14 protein-coding genes are annotated in these 18,765 nt (G+C 65.1%); 2 read left to right on the forward strand and 12 right to left on the reverse strand.

The genetic code is table 11. The features are described 5' to 3' along the window. Positions 1 to 18 precede the first annotated feature (18 nt). Positions 19 to 951 (reverse strand): TonB family protein, encoded by a 933-nt coding sequence (locus K9B35_RS15325; protein WP_224922851.1) that lies wholly within the window; start codon positions 949 to 951, stop codon positions 19 to 21. A gap of 355 nt (positions 952 to 1,306) precedes the next feature. Between K9B35_RS15325 and K9B35_RS15330 the strand changes: the two genes are divergently transcribed. Beyond that, entirely contained in the window at positions 1,307 to 1,765 is a 459-nt protein-coding gene (locus K9B35_RS15330) for a hypothetical protein (RefSeq protein WP_224922852.1), read from the forward strand. Positions 1,766 to 1,815: 50 nt separating this feature from the next. Here K9B35_RS15330 and K9B35_RS15335 read toward each other — a convergent pair whose 3' ends face one another. From K9B35_RS15335 to K9B35_RS15355, 5 genes are all read right to left on the reverse strand, one after another. After that, on the reverse strand, positions 1,816 to 2,616 hold the full coding sequence (locus K9B35_RS15335) for an SDR family NAD(P)-dependent oxidoreductase (protein ID WP_224922853.1): 801 nt from the start codon (positions 2,614 to 2,616) through the stop codon (positions 1,816 to 1,818). Further along, entirely contained in the window at positions 2,616 to 3,380 is a 765-nt protein-coding gene (locus K9B35_RS15340; protein WP_224922854.1) for an SDR family NAD(P)-dependent oxidoreductase, read from the reverse strand. Before K9B35_RS15340 ends, K9B35_RS15335 begins: the two co-directional genes overlap by 1 nt. Before the next feature lie 113 nt (positions 3,381 to 3,493). Beyond that, entirely contained in the window at positions 3,494 to 4,555 is a 1,062-nt protein-coding gene (locus K9B35_RS15345; protein ID WP_224922855.1) for a phosphotransferase family protein, read from the reverse strand. Continuing rightward, a complete protein-coding gene (locus tag K9B35_RS15350) occupies positions 4,552 to 5,637 on the reverse strand; it encodes a Zn-dependent alcohol dehydrogenase (protein ID WP_224922856.1) in 1,086 nt (361 codons plus the stop codon). Before K9B35_RS15350 ends, K9B35_RS15345 begins: the two co-directional genes overlap by 4 nt. 136 nt (positions 5,638 to 5,773) lie before the next feature. After that, positions 5,774 to 7,057: an acyl-CoA dehydrogenase family protein gene (locus K9B35_RS15355; protein ID WP_224922857.1), complete on the reverse strand. Its 1,284-nt coding sequence runs from the start codon at positions 7,055 to 7,057 to the stop codon at positions 5,774 to 5,776. Positions 7,058 to 7,313: 256 nt separating this feature from the next. Between K9B35_RS15355 and K9B35_RS15360 the strand changes: the two genes are divergently transcribed. Beyond that, a complete protein-coding gene (locus K9B35_RS15360; protein ID WP_224922858.1) occupies positions 7,314 to 8,558 on the forward strand; it encodes a TetR/AcrR family transcriptional regulator in 1,245 nt (414 codons plus the stop codon). 13 nt (positions 8,559 to 8,571) lie between these two features. On the opposite strand, the gene K9B35_RS15365 is transcribed toward K9B35_RS15360, so the two are convergent. From K9B35_RS15365 to K9B35_RS15390, 6 genes are all read right to left on the reverse strand, one after another. Further along, entirely contained in the window at positions 8,572 to 9,690 is a 1,119-nt protein-coding gene (locus tag K9B35_RS15365; protein ID WP_224922859.1) for a tetratricopeptide repeat protein, read from the reverse strand. Positions 9,691 to 9,805: 115 nt separating this feature from the next. Next, positions 9,806 to 11,116 carry a spinster family MFS transporter gene (locus K9B35_RS15370; protein ID WP_224922860.1) on the reverse strand — a complete coding sequence of 437 codons (1,311 nt, stop codon included), beginning with the start codon at positions 11,114 to 11,116 and terminating at the stop codon, positions 9,806 to 9,808. Positions 11,117 to 11,227: 111 nt separating this feature from the next. Then, positions 11,228 to 14,209, reverse strand: a complete 2,982-nt coding sequence (locus tag K9B35_RS15375; RefSeq protein WP_224922861.1) for a TonB-dependent receptor domain-containing protein — start codon at positions 14,207 to 14,209, stop codon at positions 11,228 to 11,230. A gap of 419 nt (positions 14,210 to 14,628) precedes the next feature. Continuing rightward, complete coding sequence (locus tag K9B35_RS15380; RefSeq protein WP_224922862.1) at positions 14,629 to 15,699, reverse strand: acyl-CoA dehydrogenase family protein; 1,071 nt, start codon at positions 15,697 to 15,699, stop codon at positions 14,629 to 14,631. 99 nt (positions 15,700 to 15,798) lie between these two features. Further along, positions 15,799 to 17,001 (reverse strand): acyl-CoA dehydrogenase family protein, encoded by a 1,203-nt coding sequence (locus tag K9B35_RS15385; protein WP_224922863.1) that lies wholly within the window; start codon positions 16,999 to 17,001, stop codon positions 15,799 to 15,801. 216 nt (positions 17,002 to 17,217) lie between these two features. Beyond that, entirely contained in the window at positions 17,218 to 18,741 is a 1,524-nt protein-coding gene (locus K9B35_RS15390) for an MFS transporter (RefSeq protein WP_224922864.1), read from the reverse strand. Between the last annotated feature and the right edge of the window lie 24 nt (positions 18,742 to 18,765).

Raw genomic sequence — 18,765 nt, forward strand, 5'->3', positions numbered from 1 at the left:
ATCGCGTGTCAGGAGCCGTCAGAAAGCGGGCGCGTCGTCGTCGGCACTCTCGACCGCGGGCATGCGGAAATTGATCTTCGCGACACAGCCGCGGGCGCCGCTGGCCGACGGCTTGGCCCGCGCCGACTGAATGATGCTGCGCGCCTGCTGGCCGAACGCCTGGGCAGGTTCGCTCGCCAGAACCTTGATCTCACCCGGCGTGCCCCAGGGGGCAAGGTCGAAGCCGATCACCGCCCACCCCTCGATCGAGCGGCGGCGAAAGGCGTCGGGATAGTTTCTCGCAAAGGGCTGAACCCAATCGATCTTGTCGGGGCAATTCCCGCCTTCAGGCCGAAAGCTGGCCGTATCGGGCGATGGCGGCGCGGCAACCGGGGTCGGGCCGAGCAGCATCGGGATCGTACAACGCTGGCGCGGCCCGCCACCGGGATAGCGCCCACGTTCGGCGGCATCGATCGCGGCGCGGTCGAACGCGGCATTACCGCTGCTGGTCACGATCGCGACCCGTGCCGGAATGCCGTCCGCGTCGATGTCGAACCCGACCACGGTGTAAGCGGGGCTGCCCGGGTCACGCGGCAGGCGCGCGCGATCGGGATAGGCGCGCAGCAATGGCTGCGGCCGCCGCGCGCCACCGCAATCGATCTCGCGGATGCGGTCGAACACCGCGCGCTGCGCCGAGCCGGCGGTATCGCGCAGCGCAGAGACACGCAGAATGTCAGCGTCCGATACATCGGCGATGGGCCGGGCACGCGGCGTAAAGGTCATGGTGCACGCGACCCCCGACCTGCCATTGGCAAAGCGCCACAGGCTGAATGCGGGGGCGAGATCGGTGTCGGGGCTGTAGCTGTACCCGCTAGAGATCGTGATCTCCTTCTGGCTGATCCCGAGCGGTCGCCCCTCGGCGTCGAGGGTGAAGCTCATTTCGACCGCGCGCGGTGCGGTCGCGCCAACCATCGCCGCTTTCGTAAAGGGTGCGACCCGAACCAGCGCAGGAACGACCCGCCCACCGCAGCGCGTCCCCCGCTTCGTAATCGACGAGGTGCGGGCGAAAAGCAGGAGCGGGGGGAGCGGCGTTATGATCGGGGGCGCGGGGCGGCGGCGGCGAAGGCACGGCGATGGTCGCAGTCTGGGCGGCGGCGGCGAGGAGCGTCAGCATGGCCTCAGCGTCCGCTTTTTTTGTTACCGGATCAAGGCATTAGGTCAGTGAGGCTGGAGGGCCGCTTCCAGCTCCGAGTCCGAACAAAGGAAAGTGGGTGGATTGCCGACATCTGGCGTTGCGTCTTCCGCGACGCCCCGCCACCGTCCCGGGATGCCCTACTCAATAGCTAAACAAACAAATTGGACTTCGGACTGGACACTGCTGGCACAGCTTGAAGGCGCCGCTGAACTGACTGAATGGTTCGGCTTCCTTCCTGATTTTCACGACGCGACCATCCGGAGCATGAGCTTCGAGGAATCGTCTGGAACACTTGTTCTTTCGGCATTTCGGATCACGAGTGAGCTTGATGAACGGGGTTTCTTCGTTCTCGACCGTCACGCGAGAGTATGTCTACGCTTCGAGGGGGTTAGTGGGGTCGTACTCGATTGTAATCCGCTCACTACCGTTTTGGACGTCGGGCTTAGACGGCTCACATCTAAGCACCTCCCAATCTTAAACACCTCGGCGTCCGCTGGCGACTATGAGCTAGGCTTTGATGATGTTTTCGGCGGTTCCGGTGCCATCTACGCGAAGTCTGTCAGTATTTCCGTGCAGCCAGAACCCCAGTGACGCGAATGTCCGCAATTGGGTCGCCAGCCGAGAGGCAGCGTATCCGCCCCCTACACCGCCGTCTTCCCAAACTCCTGCCGCGTCACCGGATGGCTCGACGATAGGCCGCCATCGACCGCCAGCGCCTGCCCGTTGACGTAGCTCGCGTCATCCGACGCCAGGAACAGCGCCGCGCGCGCCAGTTCCTCGGGCTGCGCACCCCGGCGCAGCGGGTTCAACCGACCCACCCGGTCCATCTTCCCCGCCTCGCGCGCATAGTCGAAGGTCGGCTTGGTCATCCCCGTCTCGGTGAGGCCCGGGCACAGCGCGTTGACGCGGACATTCGACCCCGACAGCTGCTGTGCGGCGACGGCGGCGAGGTTGATGACCCCGGCCTTGGACGCCGAATAGGCCGGGCTGCCCGCGCCCGACCGGATGCCCGCGACGCTGGCGGTGAGGACAATCGCCCCCTTCCCCCGCTCCGCTATCTTGGGCGCGCCATGCTTGATCGCCAGCAGGGGCCCGATCAGGTTCACCCGCAGCACTTCGGCCATCAGCTCCGGCGTGGTGTCGAACAGATTGGCCATGCCGCCCGAAATGCCGGCATTGGCGAAGAGGATGTCGAGCCCGCCAAATTCGGCGACGGCGAGATCGACCGTGGCGATCACGTCCGGCTCGCTGCCCGCATCCATGCGAATCGCCTTGGCCGTGCCCCCGGCGGCGGCGATCAGCGCGACCGTTTCATCCGCCCCCTCGGTCTTGTCGGCGACGATCACCCGCCCCCCTTCGGCCGCGAACAGGATCGCGGCGGCACGGCCGATACCGCTGCCCGCGCCGGTGACGATGATCGATTTGTCGGTGAAGCGGGCCATCAGATCGTCACCCCGCCATCGATCACCAGCGCCTGCCCCGTCGTATAGCGCCCCGCCGCCGAGGCGAGGAACACGACGCCTCCAGCAATATCCTCAGGCTCACCCAGCCGGCGCAGCGGGGTCTGCTTGTTCACCCGCGCCTCGGCCTCCGGATTCTCCCACAAGGCACGGGCGAAGTCGGTCTTGATCAGGCCCGGCGCGATGCAGTTCACCCGCACATTGTCGGGGCCGTACTCGACCGCATAGTTGCGCGCGAGCTGGAAGTCCGCGGCCTTCGACACGTTGTACGCCCCGATCACCGGCGACCCGCGCAGGCCCCCGATCGAGGAGATGATGACGATCGCCCCGTCTTTCCGCGCGCACATTTCGGGCGCGACCATCTGGATCAGCCAGTGGTTGGACAGGACGTTGTTGTCGAGGATCTTGCGGAACTGGTCATCCGCAATGCCCGCCAGCGGGCCGTAATAGGGGTTGGACGCGGCATTGCAGACGAGGATGTCGATCCGCCCGAACACCCGGCGGGTCTCGTCCACCAGATGCTGGAGCGCATCCTTGTGCGAGATGCTCGCGGCAATCGCGATCGCGCTGCCGTCGCCATGCTTCGCGTTGATCGCGGCGGCGACCTCCTCGCACGCATCCTGGTTGCGGCTGGAGATGACCACCTTCGCCCCCTGATCGGCAAGCGCCTCGGCGCTGGCCTTGCCGATCCCGCGCGAGGATCCGGTGACGATGGCAACCTTACCGGTCAGGTCGAACAGGCTCATCTTCTTCTCCCTATTATCGTCATCCCCGCGAAAGCGGGGACCCATCTCCTGACCGTGACACAGGGTGGACAGTGCGGGAGATAGGCCCCCGCTTTCGCGGGGGTGACGTCAAATTAAGCCCCCGCCTTCCGCGCAAACTCCCACGCACTCGCCGCCAGCCCCGGCACGCGCGTCGCGGTTTCCTCGGCATGGGCATTGCTGGCATTGCCGTCGAGCAGGCGGCGCTTGATCCCTTGCACGATGCTCATCAGCCGGAACTGGCCGAACGCGAAATACCAGTTGAGGTCGGGAATCCCGTCACGCCCGGTCGCGGCGCAGTAACGCTCGACCATCGCTTCGACGGTCGGAATGCCGGTCTCCGCGCCCGTAATGCCGCCAATCGCCGAAGCGCCGTTGGCGGGGATCATCCAATTGGTCAGCAGGTACGAAAAGTCCGCCATCGGATCGCCCAGCGTCGACAGCTCCCAGTCGAGCACCGCCTTCACGCGCGGCGCATCGGCGTCGAAGATCATGTTGTCGATGCGGTAATCGCCATGGACGATGCTGGTGCGCGTCTGCGGCGGCAATGTGCGCGGCAGCCACTCGATCAGTCTCTCGACATCCTCGAGATCGTCGGTCTGCGCCAGCCGATATTGCTTGGTCCAACGCCCGACCTGCCGCTCGAAATAGCTGCCCGGCTTGCCATAATCGCCCAGCCCCGCCGCCGCATAATCAGTCTCATGCAGCTGCGCCAACCGGTCGCAAATCTCGTAATAGATCGCGGTGCGCTGCGCCGGCGTCTTGTCGGGCAGCGCCCCGTCCCAATAGGTCGCGCCCTCGACCAGCTCCATGATGTAGAAGGCCGATCCGACGACCCCATCATCCTCGCACAGCCCATAGGGCCGCGCGACGGGGAAGCCCGTGGGATGCAGCCCCGCGATCAGCCGATATTCGCGATCCACCGCATGCGCCGAAGGCAGCAACGGCCCGAACGGCTTGCGGCGCAGGACATAGGCCCCGCTCGCCGCGTCGATCCGATAGGTCGGGTTGCTCTGCCCACCGGGGAATTTGGCGTAGCTCAGCGGGCCAGTGAAACCCGCTACATTGGCCTCCATCCACGCGGTCAGCCGCGCGGCGTCGAGGTCGTCGACCTGCTCCATCGGCTGCCCGCCGCGATGTCCCGCCGGGCTGGTCATGAAAACTCGATCACGGAGCGCACCGCGCCCCCTTTACGGAGGTTGTCGAAGGCGTGGTTGATGTCCTCCAGCCGGATCCGCTCGGCCACCATCGAGTCGAGGTCGAGCACGCCGTCGAGATACATCTGCACCAAACGCGGCAAGTCGATCGGGAATTGCATCGACCCCGCGAGCGACCCTTGCAGTTTCTTGCCCGACAGGAAGGTCGGCCCCGGAATGCTCACCGACTGGCCCGGCGCGATCATGCCCAGGATCGTCGCGGTCCCTCCGCGCCGCAGCACGTGCCACGCAGTCTCCGCAGTCTGCGGCCGCCCGACCGCCTCGATCGCATAATGCACGCCACCATCGGTGAGCTTGAGCACCTGCTTGACCAGATCGGGAGCCATCGCGTCGAGATCGTGCGTCGCGCCCATCTTCCGCGCCAGCGCGCGCTTCTCTGGCACCGGATCGATCGCGATGATCTTGCCCGCGCCCGCAATCTTCGCCGCGTTGATCGCCGACAGGCCGATCCCGCCACAGCCGATCACCGCGACCGTCTCGCCCGGCGTCACCTTGCTGTCGCGGAAGATCGACCCCGCCCCGGTCAGCACCGCACAGCCGAGCAACGCGGCCCGGTCGAGCGGCATCTCCTTCGAAATCGCGACGCAGGCATTTTCATGGATCAACATCTGCTCGGCGAACGCCGACAGGTTGAGGAAATGGTTGACCGGCGTGCCGTCGGCGAGCGTCAGCTTGGGCGCTGCATCGGCCGGGCGGCGCGTCGAATTGTCCAGACAAAGCGACGGCCGGCCCGACACGCAATACTCGCACGACCCGCAGAACACGGTGAAGAAGGTGATGACATGGTCGCCGGGCTTCAGCCGCGTGACCTCGCTCCCCACCGCCTCGACCACGCCCGCCGCCTCATGCCCTGGCACGGTCGGCATCGCGTGCGGATAGGCGCCGTCCACGAAATGCAGGTCCGACCGGCACACGCCGCACGCCGCGGTGCGCACCAGCACCTCGCGCGGCCCGGGCTTGTCGATGCGGATATCGTGGACTTCGAGCGGCTTGCCCGCCTCGAACAGGACTGCTGCTTTCACCTGAGCTCCCCAAACCTCTATCGTCACCCCCGCGAAAGCGGGGGCCCATCTCCTGCGCCATCCATTCAGCTCACCGGCGCGATTGCCGCGCGTCCGGGAGATGGGCCCCCGCTTTCGCGGGGGTGACGGCAAAGGCTTACCGCGACACTGCCATATCGCCGCTGCTCGGCCGATCCGCCTTGAACTCGCCGTACTTCCCGAACTCCGACCGCGCGATCGCACGGTTGTGCACCTCGTCCGGCCCATCGGCAAAGCGCAGCGTCCGCATGCTCGCCCACGCACTCGCCAGCGGCGTATCACCCGACACGCCCGCACCGCCAAACGCCTGAATCGCATCGTCGAGGATCTGCAGCGTCATGCGCGGCCCCATCGCCTTGATCATCGCGATCTCGCCCTGCGCCGACTTGTTGCCCGCCTTGTCCATCATGTCCGCCGCCTTCAGGCACAGCAGGCGCATCATTTCGAGGTTCGAGCGCGCTTCGGCGACACGCTGTTCCCAGATCGAATGGTCCGCGATGCGCTTGCCGAACGCGACACGGCTCAACAGCCGCTTGCACATCAGCTCCAGCGCCATTTCGGCAACGCCGATCGATCGCATGCAATGATGGATGCGCCCCGGCCCAAGCCGGCCCTGCGCGATCTCGAACCCGCGCCCTTCGCCAAGCAGGATATTCTCGACCGGCACACGCACATTCTCCAGCACCACCTCGCCATGGCCGTGCGGCGCGTGATCATACCCGAACACCGAAAGCATGCGCTCCACGCGAACGCCGGGCGCGTCCATCGGCACCAGAATCTGGCTTTGCTGCGAATGGCGTGACGCGTCGGGGTTGGTCTTGCCCATCACGATCGCCACGGCACAGCGCGGATCGCCGACGCCCGACGACCACCATTTGCGGCCATTGATCACATAATGATCGCCGTCGCGGACCATCGACGTCTGAATATTGGTCGCGTCGGACGAGGCGACATCGGGCTCGGTCATCAGGAAGGCCGAGCGAATCTCGCCATCCATCAGTGGCTTGAGCCAGCGCTCCTTATGCTCGCGCGTGCCATAGCGGTGGAGCACCTCCATATTACCGGTGTCGGGCGCTGAGCAGTTGAACACCTCGCTCGCCCAGCCGGCACGCCCCATCTCCTCGGCGCACAGCGCGTATTCGAGGTTGGTGAGCCGCGTCCCCTCAAACTCGAAGCTGTCATCGACATGGGTCTGGCCCGAATGCGGCGGCATGAAAAAATTCCACAGCCCCTGCGCGCGCGCGACCGGCTTCAGCTCCTCGATCACCGGCAGCACCTTCCAGCGCTCGCCGGTATACACCTGATCGCGATACTCGTTCTGGCGCGGGGTGATGTGCTGGTCGATGAACCCGCGCACGCGGTCGCGGAAATAAGTCTCGCGCTCCGTCAGCGTGAAATCCATGCGCCCTCTCCTTTTCATTCTCAGTTAGGCGGCACCGGCCCGCTCCCCCACCCGGCCACCCATAACATACAATGCCGTCGGGTGGCCGGGTGGGGGAGCGGGCCGGTGCCGATCCAGCGAAGCTGACAAGGACGTTAGGCCATACCCGATATTCGGTAAAGTGGGCGACGCAGCATTTTTCCGCTGCGCTTCTCTCTGCATCGCATTGCTGCGCTTTAGGACTGTTCGTTCGAATCAAATTTGCTAATCTAAACGGATGAACGCCGACGACGCAGCGCCCGAAGAGGCGCGGGGGGAAACAAAACGGTTCCGCGCCAAGCGCGACGCGATCCTCGCGGCGGCGGCGGACGTGATCAACGACCAGAGCGCGAAGGGCATGACCTTCGCGGACGTCGCACAGCGCGTCGGCCTCAACACCACCAGCGTTACCTATTATTTCAAACGCAAGGAAGACCTTGCCGCCGCTGCGTTCGACGTGACGCTCGACCGGCTCGACGCGATGCTGGACGAGGCGCATCGCGAAGCGACGGCGGAAGCCCGCGTCGCCCGCTATCTGTCGATCAACATGGAGCGGCTGGCGCGCATCCATCGCGGCGAGGAGAAGGCGCTGGCGATCCTGTCCGATCTGCGCGCGATGGAGGGTGAACTGCGCACCCGCCTGATGCAGCGCTGGCAGCAGATTTTCCGCAAGACCCGCGCCTTGTGGGGCGAAGGCGGCACGCGCGCCGAAACCGATCTGCGCGGCGCGCGCGCGCATGTGCTGCTCGAGAACACCTTCTGGCTTCCGGCCTGGATCACCCGCTACGAGGTTGACGAATATTCCCGCGTCGAAAGCCGGCTGATGGACGTGTTTCGCCACGGCATCGCGACACCGGGCGACGTGTGGAAGCCCGCGATGCTCGACCTGATCCATGACGAGGCTGAGCCAGGGCGCGAGGCGTTTCTGCTGGCGGCAACGCGGCTGATCAACGAACTGGGCTATCGCGGCGCATCGGTGCAGAGGATCGCGAGCGAGCTCAACGTCACCAAGGGCAGCTTCTATCACCATCTCGACGCCAAGGACGAGCTGGTGATCGAGTGCTACAAGCGCAGCTTCGATCTGATCGCCGATGCACAACGGCTGGCCGAAGACGGGCCGGGCGACCATTGGCGCAAGCTGACCAGCATCATCGCGACTCTGCTCGACGTCCAGTTCTCCGAACGCGGGCCATTGCTGCGCACCACCGCGCTGTCCGGCCTGCCGTCGCGCGTGCGCACCGCGCTGATCGACCGGTCGAACCGCATCGCGCGCCGCTATGCCGGGATGCTGTCCGACGGCATCGCCGAAGGATCGATCCGCGCGATCGACCCGCTGGTCGCCAGCCAGACGATGATGGCGCTCCAGAACGCCGCGTTCGACATGCGCAAATGGGCCGGCACCATGCCGCGCGACCGCGCGGTGGCCTTCTACGCCTCGACCATCGTGTTCGGCCTGTTCGACGACCGCGTGCTGGAGTTCTGATCGCGCCTTGGCGTCAGGGGGTGTTCGCCGCCTCCGACGCCTGCGTCAGATCGATCGAGTGTAGTGTCGGCGGCCCGAGCCGACGCGCGAGCCGCGACCCTGTTGGCATGGCGTAGGACGGGCGCAAGGTGAAGCGCTCGACGCGGAAGAACCCTGCGTCCCCAGAGTCGCTCTTGCCATAGCGGCGCTTGGCCACTTGACGGATCAGCGGCGCAGCCCATCCCGCGCCCTTTGACGAGCGCAGGACTGCGGCGTCTTCGGTCGTGCCGTCGGGACGGATCCAGAACCCGATATCGACCCAGCGAATTTCGCTGCCGCCATCGATCATGCCTTCCGTCGCATCGACCCGAAATTCGCCGGAAAGCCCGAACGGTACGAGCCGGGAGTTGTCGAACGACTCATATTCGGGGGAGAAAAGAAGCGGCGGCTGTGCCCCGCCCGAGGATTGCAGCGCGGCGATCACTGCCTCCGCTTCCTTGTCCTTTCCCTCGGCGAGCAGGATGCGGGCGCGCATCACTGCAACCATCCCGATCAGGCGCGCGTCGCCCGCGTGGCGCTCGGCAATCTGGTCCAGTTGACGGCGGGCATGGCGAAAATCGCCGGTATTGAACGTCACCCAGGCGCGGCGGATGCCCAACTCGCCGGCCAATCGCAAATTACCGGCGCGCGTCGCCTGTTCTGCGGCCTCGAGATAGGCATGTTCCGCGCTCTCTGCGTGCCCGAGCCGGGTGAGCATATCGCCGATGCGCGTCTTGGCGTGAACGGTTGTCGGATGTTGCGGCCCGAGATGGCGTCGCAGCACGGCGACGCTCTCCAACGTAGCGGTGCGGAACAGGCTGTCATCGCCTTCATGCTCGGCAACATCCCCGAGAGTTGCGTAGAGGTCCGCCATGGTGGTCGGCATCTGCGCCGCATGTCGGCGGTTGCGTGATGCGCTCTTGCGCAGCGTCGCCTTGGCCTCATCATAGTCGCCGACGCGGAAACTCTCGACCGCCGCCTTCATCGCGGCTTCGACCTCTTCCCTGGGTGGACAGTGGCGGGCAAGGCAGGCGGCATAGGCATCGCGCAGACGCGTGCCAACGACGACGATCTCTTTGGCCGGCTCGACATCTTGATCGGGAGTCGGGATCATCGGACTGGCTGCGAGCAATACGGCAATGGACCACATGGCAAGCACCTCGTCGTTGATCGGCCAGACGGCGGTCCCTGACAGCTAACCCGAAATGGGAATACGGGCAATCCTCTCGTCAGCCCGCAGCCGCCCGCCGCTTCAGCCACACGCCCGCGCGCCAGTAATGGAAGATCGCCCAGGGCGTGATCGCGGCGAAGATGAGCATCGCATAGCGCAGCGAGTCCTCACCATAGGTCGGGTAGAGTGCGTCGCTGAGGCGCCCGACCGCGACCGGGCCGATGCCAAGACCGACCATGTTGATGACCAGCAAGGTGATCGCCGCCCACAGCGCGCGCACCTTTTGCGGGGCGAGGCTCTGGATCATCGCGAAGCTGGGGCCAAGATAGCTGTTCTGGAACAGCAGCGCGACGACATAGGCGCACAGCGCAAGCTGCCAGCTGTCGAGCCAGTAGAACATCAGCGCAAATGGCAGCGCGATGACCTTGAGCAGCGCGACCATATAGCTTTGCGCATGCATGCCGCGTGTTTTCGCCAGCCAGTCGGCAAGCCGCCCGCCGATCACCGCCGACAATGCGCCGACCACACCCAGGATCGGGGCCACGATCCACGCGATCTCCAGCAAACTCATGTCCAGCGAGCGCTGCATGTAACTCGGCCCGAACGCAGCCAGGCCATAACCGATCATTGAGGTCAGCGTGACCCCGAGCACGACATGCACCGCCGCCTTGTTGGCCCACATCCCGGCAAATGCCTCCCGTAGCGAGGGCATCGCATCGCTCTCCGCGACCCTGACCACGTCGGATAGGCCGCGGCGCGGCTCCACCACGAACTTCCACACGAAAAAGGCAAGAATAACGCCCGGCAGGCCGACCGCGAGCAAGGCGATGCGCCAGCCATAATAATGCGCAACCGTGCCCCCGATCATCGTCCCGAACGCGGTGCCCAGCACCACGCCCAGCGAATAGATCGCCATCGCCCCGGCGCGCTTTTCGGGCGGATAAAGGTCGGCGATGATCGAGTGGCTCGGCGGGCTCGATCCGGCCTCGCCAATTCCGACGCCGATGCGGAAGATCAGCAGCTGGATGAAATTCTGCGCCAGTCCGCACGCGGCGGTCATCGCGCTCCACACCGTCAAGCTGATCGTGATGATGTTGCGCCGGTTCATTCGGTCGGCAAGCCGCGCGACCGGGATGCCAAGCCCGGCATAGAAGATGGCAAAGGCAAGGCCCGTCAGCATCCCCAGCTGGGTATCGCTGAGCCCGAGGTCCTTCTTGATCAGCTCCTGCAGGATCGCGAGGATCTGGCGATCCATATAGCTGAAGAAATAGGTGATGGTCAGCAGCGCGAGCGTGAGGCCGCGGCGCCGGATCGCCCGGTCATCGGCCCCTTCAGGAACGGGACCGTCCGGTGCGGGAATCGTCGCCATCTGAACCTGCTCCTTGTTACGCGCTACGCGACGTCATTTCTTCGCCATGGTCAAACAAAAGCGGAGCTCCGCCGCGTTCCCCGCGCGACGGAGCCCCGAAAGCTACCGGCTTCAGAACTTGGCGGAAACGCCAATCTTGAAGTTGCGGCCCAGAGGATTCCCCACGAACGGCTCGTAGTTGTAGTCTTCGCGCGCGAAGGGCGGATCCTGGTCAAAGATGTTGTAGATGCTGCCCGACAGCGTGACCGCATCGTTGATCGCGAACTGGACCGTGAAGTCTGCAGTGGTGAAGCTGTCGATGAACGCGCCCTCGGTCACCCGCAGCCCGCCGAGCGAGGCATTGGGGCCATAGACGCCGGTCGTCGTCGTGTTGGCGCGCTGATCGTACAGCCCGTCGATGTAGGTGACGGTCAACCGCGCATCGATCGGCCCTGCACCGAATTCAAGGAAGCCCTGCCCCTTCCATTCCGGCACCGGATACAGCGTCGTCTGATAGTTGAGCAGCCCGACACCGTCATAGCCATCCTGCACCAGCGCGCCTTCGACGAAGATGTCGCTGATCCGGTTCTGAAGCGTGTAGGTAACGTTGCCGCCGATCGCAAAGCGGGTACCGCTGCCCAGGAAATCGGTTCCGCGATAGCTGGCCATCACGTCGATGCCCTCATTGGTGATCGACGCACCATTCTGGGTCACCGTCCTGACGCGCGAGATGGCGGTGCGCTGCGTTCCCGATCCCGGCACGCCCGGCGTGGACGCCACGCACGGCCCGGTGGAGAAGGTGAAGCGCGCCGCCAGCGCCGCATTGGTGGCACAGGTGTTGCCGCCGGTGCTGGGGAACAAGGTGTTGACCATCGAGATCAGCGGATCGGCGACGATCGCCTCTTCGATATCATAGCGGTAATAATCGATGCTGGCGCTGAAGCCGCCGGCATTGAACAGGATGCCCGCGCCGTAGTTCTTCGAGCTTTCGGGCACCAGGTTCGGATTGCCCGCCACATCGATCGGGCGGAAGGTCGTGTCGATGATCTGGAGCGCGGTAATCGATCCCGGCGCCAGCTGGTTCAGCGTCGGCGCGCGGAAGGTGGTGCCAAAGCCGCCACGCACCGCCAGCCAGTCGGTCACCTGCCACCGCGCACGGATCTGCGGGTCAAAGGTCGATCCGGTGGCCCCGCCATAATCCTCGAACCGCGCGGCAACCTGAAGGTTCAGCGTGTCGAGCACCGGCAGCTGCACCTCGCCATACACCGCCCACACATCGCCCTGAAGGTCATAGTCGAGATTGGTCCCAAGGAAGCCGATGGCGCCCGCGGCCGCCCGCCCACCCGAACAGGCGGCAGCATTGGTGTTGCCGTTGAGCGGGGATTCGCGACAGGGATTGGCGGCCAGATTGTTGTTGGCACCATAGCGACCGGTGATCGACATATCGCGATATTGCGCGCCCACGCCGAACTGGACCTCTCCGCCCGGCAGATTGAATCCGGTCCCGCCGCTCAAAGAGCCTTCAAACACGAGCAGGTCGGTGTTCACCTTGGTATTCGACCGGACAAAGAACCAGTCGGTCAGCTCAGCCGAGTTGCTCGGACCATTGGCGACCGGGTTGGTCTGGCCGGTCGCCGGGTTGACGCTGACGGCGTTGCCGAACGGGTTGAGCCACAGACAGCCATTGGCACCCGGCGTCGTGCCCGAGCAATTGGGCCCGCCAAAGCCCAGCAACGCGCGCTGCACCCGATCACCGAACGAATCATAGCCGTCAATGTAACGGTAATAGCTGTGGTAGGTGGCATTGAGGTTATAGTTCAGCCCATCGGTGAGCTCGCCGCGTAGTTCGGCGGTGAAGCGGGTCGACTCGCTCTTGCGCAGACCGGTCGCCGATCCCGGAGCAAAGTCATTGTCCAGCGTCGACGGGTTGCCGCCCAGCAGGAATGGGCGGAACAACAGGGTCGGAAACAGCACACCAGCCCCCGCCGGGGTCGTATTCGCCGCCCGATAGGCAACGAGCCCCGGGTTCGCGCTCGGCACGAAAAAGCCGCTGTTGAGCAAGGCGGCGAAGGGGGCGAACGGCGTCCCGGCAATCGCCACGCCCGAAGGCGGCTGGGTCAGCAGATAGGAAGGTGAGGACAAATAGTTCGGGACCGTCGTGCGCCCCAACAGCGCCGTCACCTGGAACGTGGTCTTCTCACCCACATCCCATTCGAAATCGATGAACGCCTGCCCGCGCGTCTCCTTTTCGACCAGATTGTCATAGGTCGAATATTGGTTGTAGCAGCGCGCATCGGCCCCGACGAAGCCGCCGAGCGGGGCGCAGGCGCTGTCCGCCGCGATGCCGGTGACCGGCGCCCCGGTCGCGCCAAGGAACAGGAAGTTCGCCGGGTTGCCGCCGCCGGTCCAGCCGCCCTGCGGGTTTTCGGCATAGGGGCGGATGGCCCAGTCGCGCTCCTTTGCCATGAGCTGGCCGCGCTGCTGATAGCCGCCCGCGACCAGCACGCGGAAATTCTCGCCAACATGACCAAAGCTGAGGGACACATCGACATCGCCGTCCGACCCGTCGATGAAGCGCCAGCTGCCCGACCCCTGGAAGCCGCGCTGATTGGTGCGTGTGATGAAATTGACCACGCCTGCAATCGCCTCGGAGCCATAGGTCGCGGCCGCGCCGTCCTTGAGCACCTCGACCCGGCTGATCGCGGCCTGGGGCAACAGGTTGATGTCGACCGACGGGACGCCATTGCCCGAGGTCGCAAGCCGCTTCGAATTGAGCAGCACCAGCGTGCGCTGCGGGCTGAGCCCGCGCAGGTTCACCGTCGCAATGCCCTCGGCCCCCTGCGAGCGGCTGTCGAACTGATTGGCATCGCCCAGCGACGCGCTCGAACTCGGCAGCGCCTTGACCAGATCCAGCACCGATGGATTGCCCTGCTTGGCAAGCTCCTCGGCGCCGATCACATCGACCGGCAGCGCCGCATCTTCAGGGGTGCCGGCGATCAGCGATCCGGTGATGACGATTTCGGATTCCTCGCCGCTGTCCTGCGCGAAGGCCGGCGCTGTTCCGCCGAGGACGAGCGCCGAAAGTCCGCACGCCGCCAAAAGCTGCTTCTTCATAGATCCCACTCCCGTTCGGCCGGAACGCTGTGCGGTTCCATACCGTAAACTCGAATAGAACGAGTTCCGGACTTCGGGTCAAGGCGAGAAAAGCGTTGCGAAACGCCACTTATCCGGTGGTGTATCAGGAAAAGCACGCTGCATTCAGTACCAGCAAAATACGCGCGGGTATGTTGAACGGATCTTCTAAACGATCGATTTTATACCGCAGATGCGAAAAGGGGCGCTGCCGTCAATTGCGGAAGCGCCCCCGAGCTTGATCGGCATCTTTTAATCCTCCCCCGCCAGGGGGAGGTGGCACGCGAAGCGTGACGGAGGGGGAGGAAGCACCGCGGCGATAGGCGAAAAGACGCAGCCGCCCTCCCCCTCCGTCGCCTGCGGCGACACCTCCCCTGGCGGGAGAGGATTACGCCGCGACCTTAGAACCCGCTCAGCCGCGCGAACCGGTCGCGGTGATAGGCAGTATTGCCCCACATCTGCTCAAGCACGCGCATGCGCTTGAGATAAAATCCCGCATCATATTCGTCGGTCATGCCGATGCCGCCATGCAGCTGGATCAGCTCGCGGCTCATCAGATGGCCGATCTCGTTCGCCTTGCCCTTGGCCAGCGATGCCGCCTGACGCACATCGCCGCCCCGGTCGATCGCGGCAAGCCCCGCCTCGACCGCCGAGCGCATCTGCTCGATCTCGCTGAACAGATTGGCCATGCGGTGCTGCAGCGCCTGGAAGGTCGCGAGGATCTGCCCGAACTGCACGCGCTGTTTGAGGTAGGCGAGCGTGGTGTCGAACGCCTGACCCGCCATGCCGAGCATCTCGGCGGCGGCGAGCACGGCGGCGCGATCGAGCACCGCGTCGAGCAGGTCGGCACCGCCCGATGCGAGCTTGTCCGCAGCCGCGCCGTCGAACGTTACCTGCGCATGACTGCGGAAATCGACGAGGTGGCGGCGATCGACGGTCACGCCCTCCCCCGCCTCGACCAGATACAGGCCATCGGCGGCGGCGACCACAAACAGCCCGGCGCTGTCACCCTCGGCGACGAACGCCTTGGTACCGCTGAGCTTGCCGCCCTCGACCGAGGCCGCGATCGCCGATGGATCATGCCGCGGCCCTTCATCGACTGCGAGCGTCGCGACCAGTTCCCCGCTGGCGATGCGCGGGAGATACTTGTCCTTCTGTGCATCGCTGCCGCCCAGCAGGATGGCGGATGCAGCCGCCGCAGATGCGGCAATCGGGCTGGCGGCAAGCGTCTTGCCCAGTTCCTCGATCACGAGGCCAAGGCTCAGCCAGCCGAAATCGCTGCCGCCCTGCGCCTCCGGGATAATCACCCCGGTCCAGCCCATTTCGGCCATCGTCGCATAGGCGGCGGGGTCGTATCCCGTCGCCTCATTGGCATTGCGGATCTTGCGCCACGCCGTGACCGGGCTCTCATTACCCGCCCAGTCGCGCGCCATGTCGCGCAGCATCGTCTGTTCTTCGGTCAGAACGGCCATAGTCTTCGTCCTCGTCGCCCCGGCGAAGGCCGGGGCCGCTAGAATGTTGCGCCACGCCCCGCCACGGGGCGGCCCCGGCCTGCGCCGGGGCGACGCGGCTTATTGATGATCCAGCATCCCCAGGATGCGCTTGGCGATCACGTTGTTCTGGATTTCGGTCGAGCCGCCATAGATGGTCGTCGCCTTGCCGAAGAGCCACGCGCGCACGCCATGGATCTGCGCCTCGGTAAAGCCATCGCCTTCCCAGCCGAGCCCTTCCATCCCCTGAATCTCGATCATCAATTCGGCGCGTTCCTGACCGAGCTTGGTGCCGACGGTCTTGAGGATCGACGACACTTCGGACACGCCGCCGCCCTTGCTCTCCGCCTGCACGCGCATCGCGGTGAGCAGGAAGGCGCGCCAGTCCATCTCGAACTTGGCGATGCGGGCGCGCAGATCGGGGTTGGCGATGCGCCCCTCGGCATCGATGCCGACATATTTCTTGGCAATGTCGGCGAGCGAAGGCCCGGACATGCGGAAGGCAGAGCCGCCGCCCGACAAATTGGTGCGCTCATGCTGAAGCAGGCGCTTGCCGATCGTCCAGCCCTGCCCCTCCTCACCGACGCGGTTTTCCTTGGGCACCTTCACATTGGTGAAGAAGGTCTCGCAGAAGGGCGACATGCCGCTGATCATCTGGATCGGCTTCACCTCGACGCCGGGCGAATCCATGTCGATCAGCAGGAAGGTGATGCCGCCCTGCTTCTGGGTCTTGTCGGTGCGGACGATGGCAAAGCATTTGTGCGCCCACTGCCCGCCGCTGGTCCAGGTCTTCTGGCCGTTGACGATGTAATGGTCGCCCTTGTCCTCGGCAAAGGTCTGGAGGTTGGCGAGGTCGGAGCCAGCGTTCGGTTCCGAATAGCCCTGGCACCAGCGCACTTCGCCGCGCGCGATCGCCGGGATATGCTCCTTCTTCTGCGCCTCATTGCCATATTCCAGCAGCGTCGGGCCGAACATCATCACGCCCATGCCGCCAATCGGATTCCACGCCCCGGCGCGGCCCATTTCCTCGGCCAGCACCTTGGCCTGTGCGCGGCTGAGGCCGCCGCCGCCATATTCGGCGGGCCAGGTCGGGACGCCCCAACCCTTTTCGCCCATCGCCTTGCGCCAGGCGGCCTGTTCGGCGGTCTCGTTGGTCGGCCCCTCGACCGCGGACATGCTATTGTCCTTGCCCTTGAGCGAGGCCGGGAAGTTGGCCGCGAGCCAGTCGCGGACTTCGGCGCGGAAGGTGTCGAGATCGACCCTTACATCCTCCATTACAGACATGTTCTCTCCTCAAAATTCACGGCCGCCTGTGGATCCACAGCGCATTCTTCCACGACATGTTCGCTTTTGGTCACTTTGCGCGAATTTCCTCGACATGTTCGCTTTCGACCATTCTCAGCCTATCGGCTTTGGGCCGTTTGCATGCACCGTCAAAGCGACTCCCACGACGTTCAATTTGAATTTGCGGTATGGCTTTGCGCGCGTCAATCCCCCGGATCAACGGACCGGGCCGAGCAGCGCCGAATTGTCCATCTCCAGCGACCGTGCTTCCGCCTCCCGCGCGCGCAGGGCGGCGACATTGGCTTCGTGCTTGGCGCGGGTGATCGGGTAGAAGAACAGGATCAGCGCGCCGAGCGTCCATAGCCCGATCGAACAGGGGATGTAGTGGATGACGAGGCTGCGGATCGCCTCGTCCGTGACTTGCCCCGGCACGGGCTTGGCCGGGAAGTCGGACCAGACCAGCAGGCGCCCGGCGAGGAAGATGCCGATCGCGGTCGAGCATTGCTGCATGAAGCTGGAGGCGGCGAAGAACATCCCCGCCTCATGCCGCCCGGTCGTCACCGCGCTGTCCTCGACCACATCGGCGAGCATCGAGCTGGTGTTGATCAGCGAGATCGCGACCATCGCGCCATACAGCGCGCCGATCGCGAACAGGGTCGGCACCAGCAGCGCGTCGCCCGGCACGAAGAACCAGCCAAGATAGGACAGCAGCAGCGGTGACAGGCCGATCGCGACGCCGAACACGGCGAAGACCATCGAGCTCGCCCGCTTGCCGATCCATGCCGACATGATCGGCGCGAGCGGCGCGGCGATGGTGGCGGCGACAAGGCTGTCGATCGTCAGGATCGCGAGCTGGGTCGCGGTGAGTTCGAACAGGTACGTGCCAAAGAACAAATTGGTCGCGCTGTAGAGGCCGATCGCGGAGAATTTGAGGACACCGAAGCCGAAAATTGCCAGAAATGCGCGGTTCTTGAGCGCCGCGCCCATCTCGCGCAGATGGCCCAGCAGCGACATCCGCTGTGTCGGCGCGTCGGCCTGGCGCAGATGCGGGATGCGGTTGTGCGTGCCGATGCCGCAGATCAGGATCACGACAAAGATCGTCAGCGCGCCGGCGATGGCGAAGCCGGGATAGCCATCCGGATTAAGCTGACCGCGCGGATATTCGGGCGTCGCGGCGAAGAAGGTCAGCAGGCACACCGTCGTGAAACCATAGGTTCCGGCATAGCCGAACCACCAGCGCAGCGAGAACAGCCGCGTGCGCTCACGATAATCGTCGGTCATCTCTGGCGTCATCGCCGAGGTCGCGATCTCGAACGCGCTGATCGACATGCGGGTGAGCGAGGCGGTGGCGAAGATCCACACGCCCATCTGGAAATCGGTGAGGCCAGCGGGCGGGAACCAGGCGAGCAGGAAGAACAAGGCGGTCGGAAGCGCCGAGCCATAGATGAACGGGTGACGGCGCCCCCAGCGGCTGCGCGTGAGGTCAGACCAGCGCCCGATCAGCGGATCGGCAACCGCATCGACCAGCAGCGTCAGCGCGACCGCGGCGGAGACGATCCCGGCCGGCACGCCGATGATCTGGCTGTAGAAAAACAGCAGATAGGTGGTGAAGGCGGCATTCTTGATGCCATTCGCGATCGCCCCCGAACCATAGCTAACCCGCGTGCGCAGCGTGATCGGCGGGGTCCCAGACACACGCGCCCGTTCGACCGGCACGGCTCCACCAAGCGTCGTCGCCATCTGCATCCTCCATACGCCGTCTAC

Origin of the sequence: Sphingomonas sp. R647, from assembly GCF_020177055.1 — a bacterium.
Taxonomy (GTDB): domain Bacteria; phylum Pseudomonadota; class Alphaproteobacteria; order Sphingomonadales; family Sphingomonadaceae; genus Sphingomonas.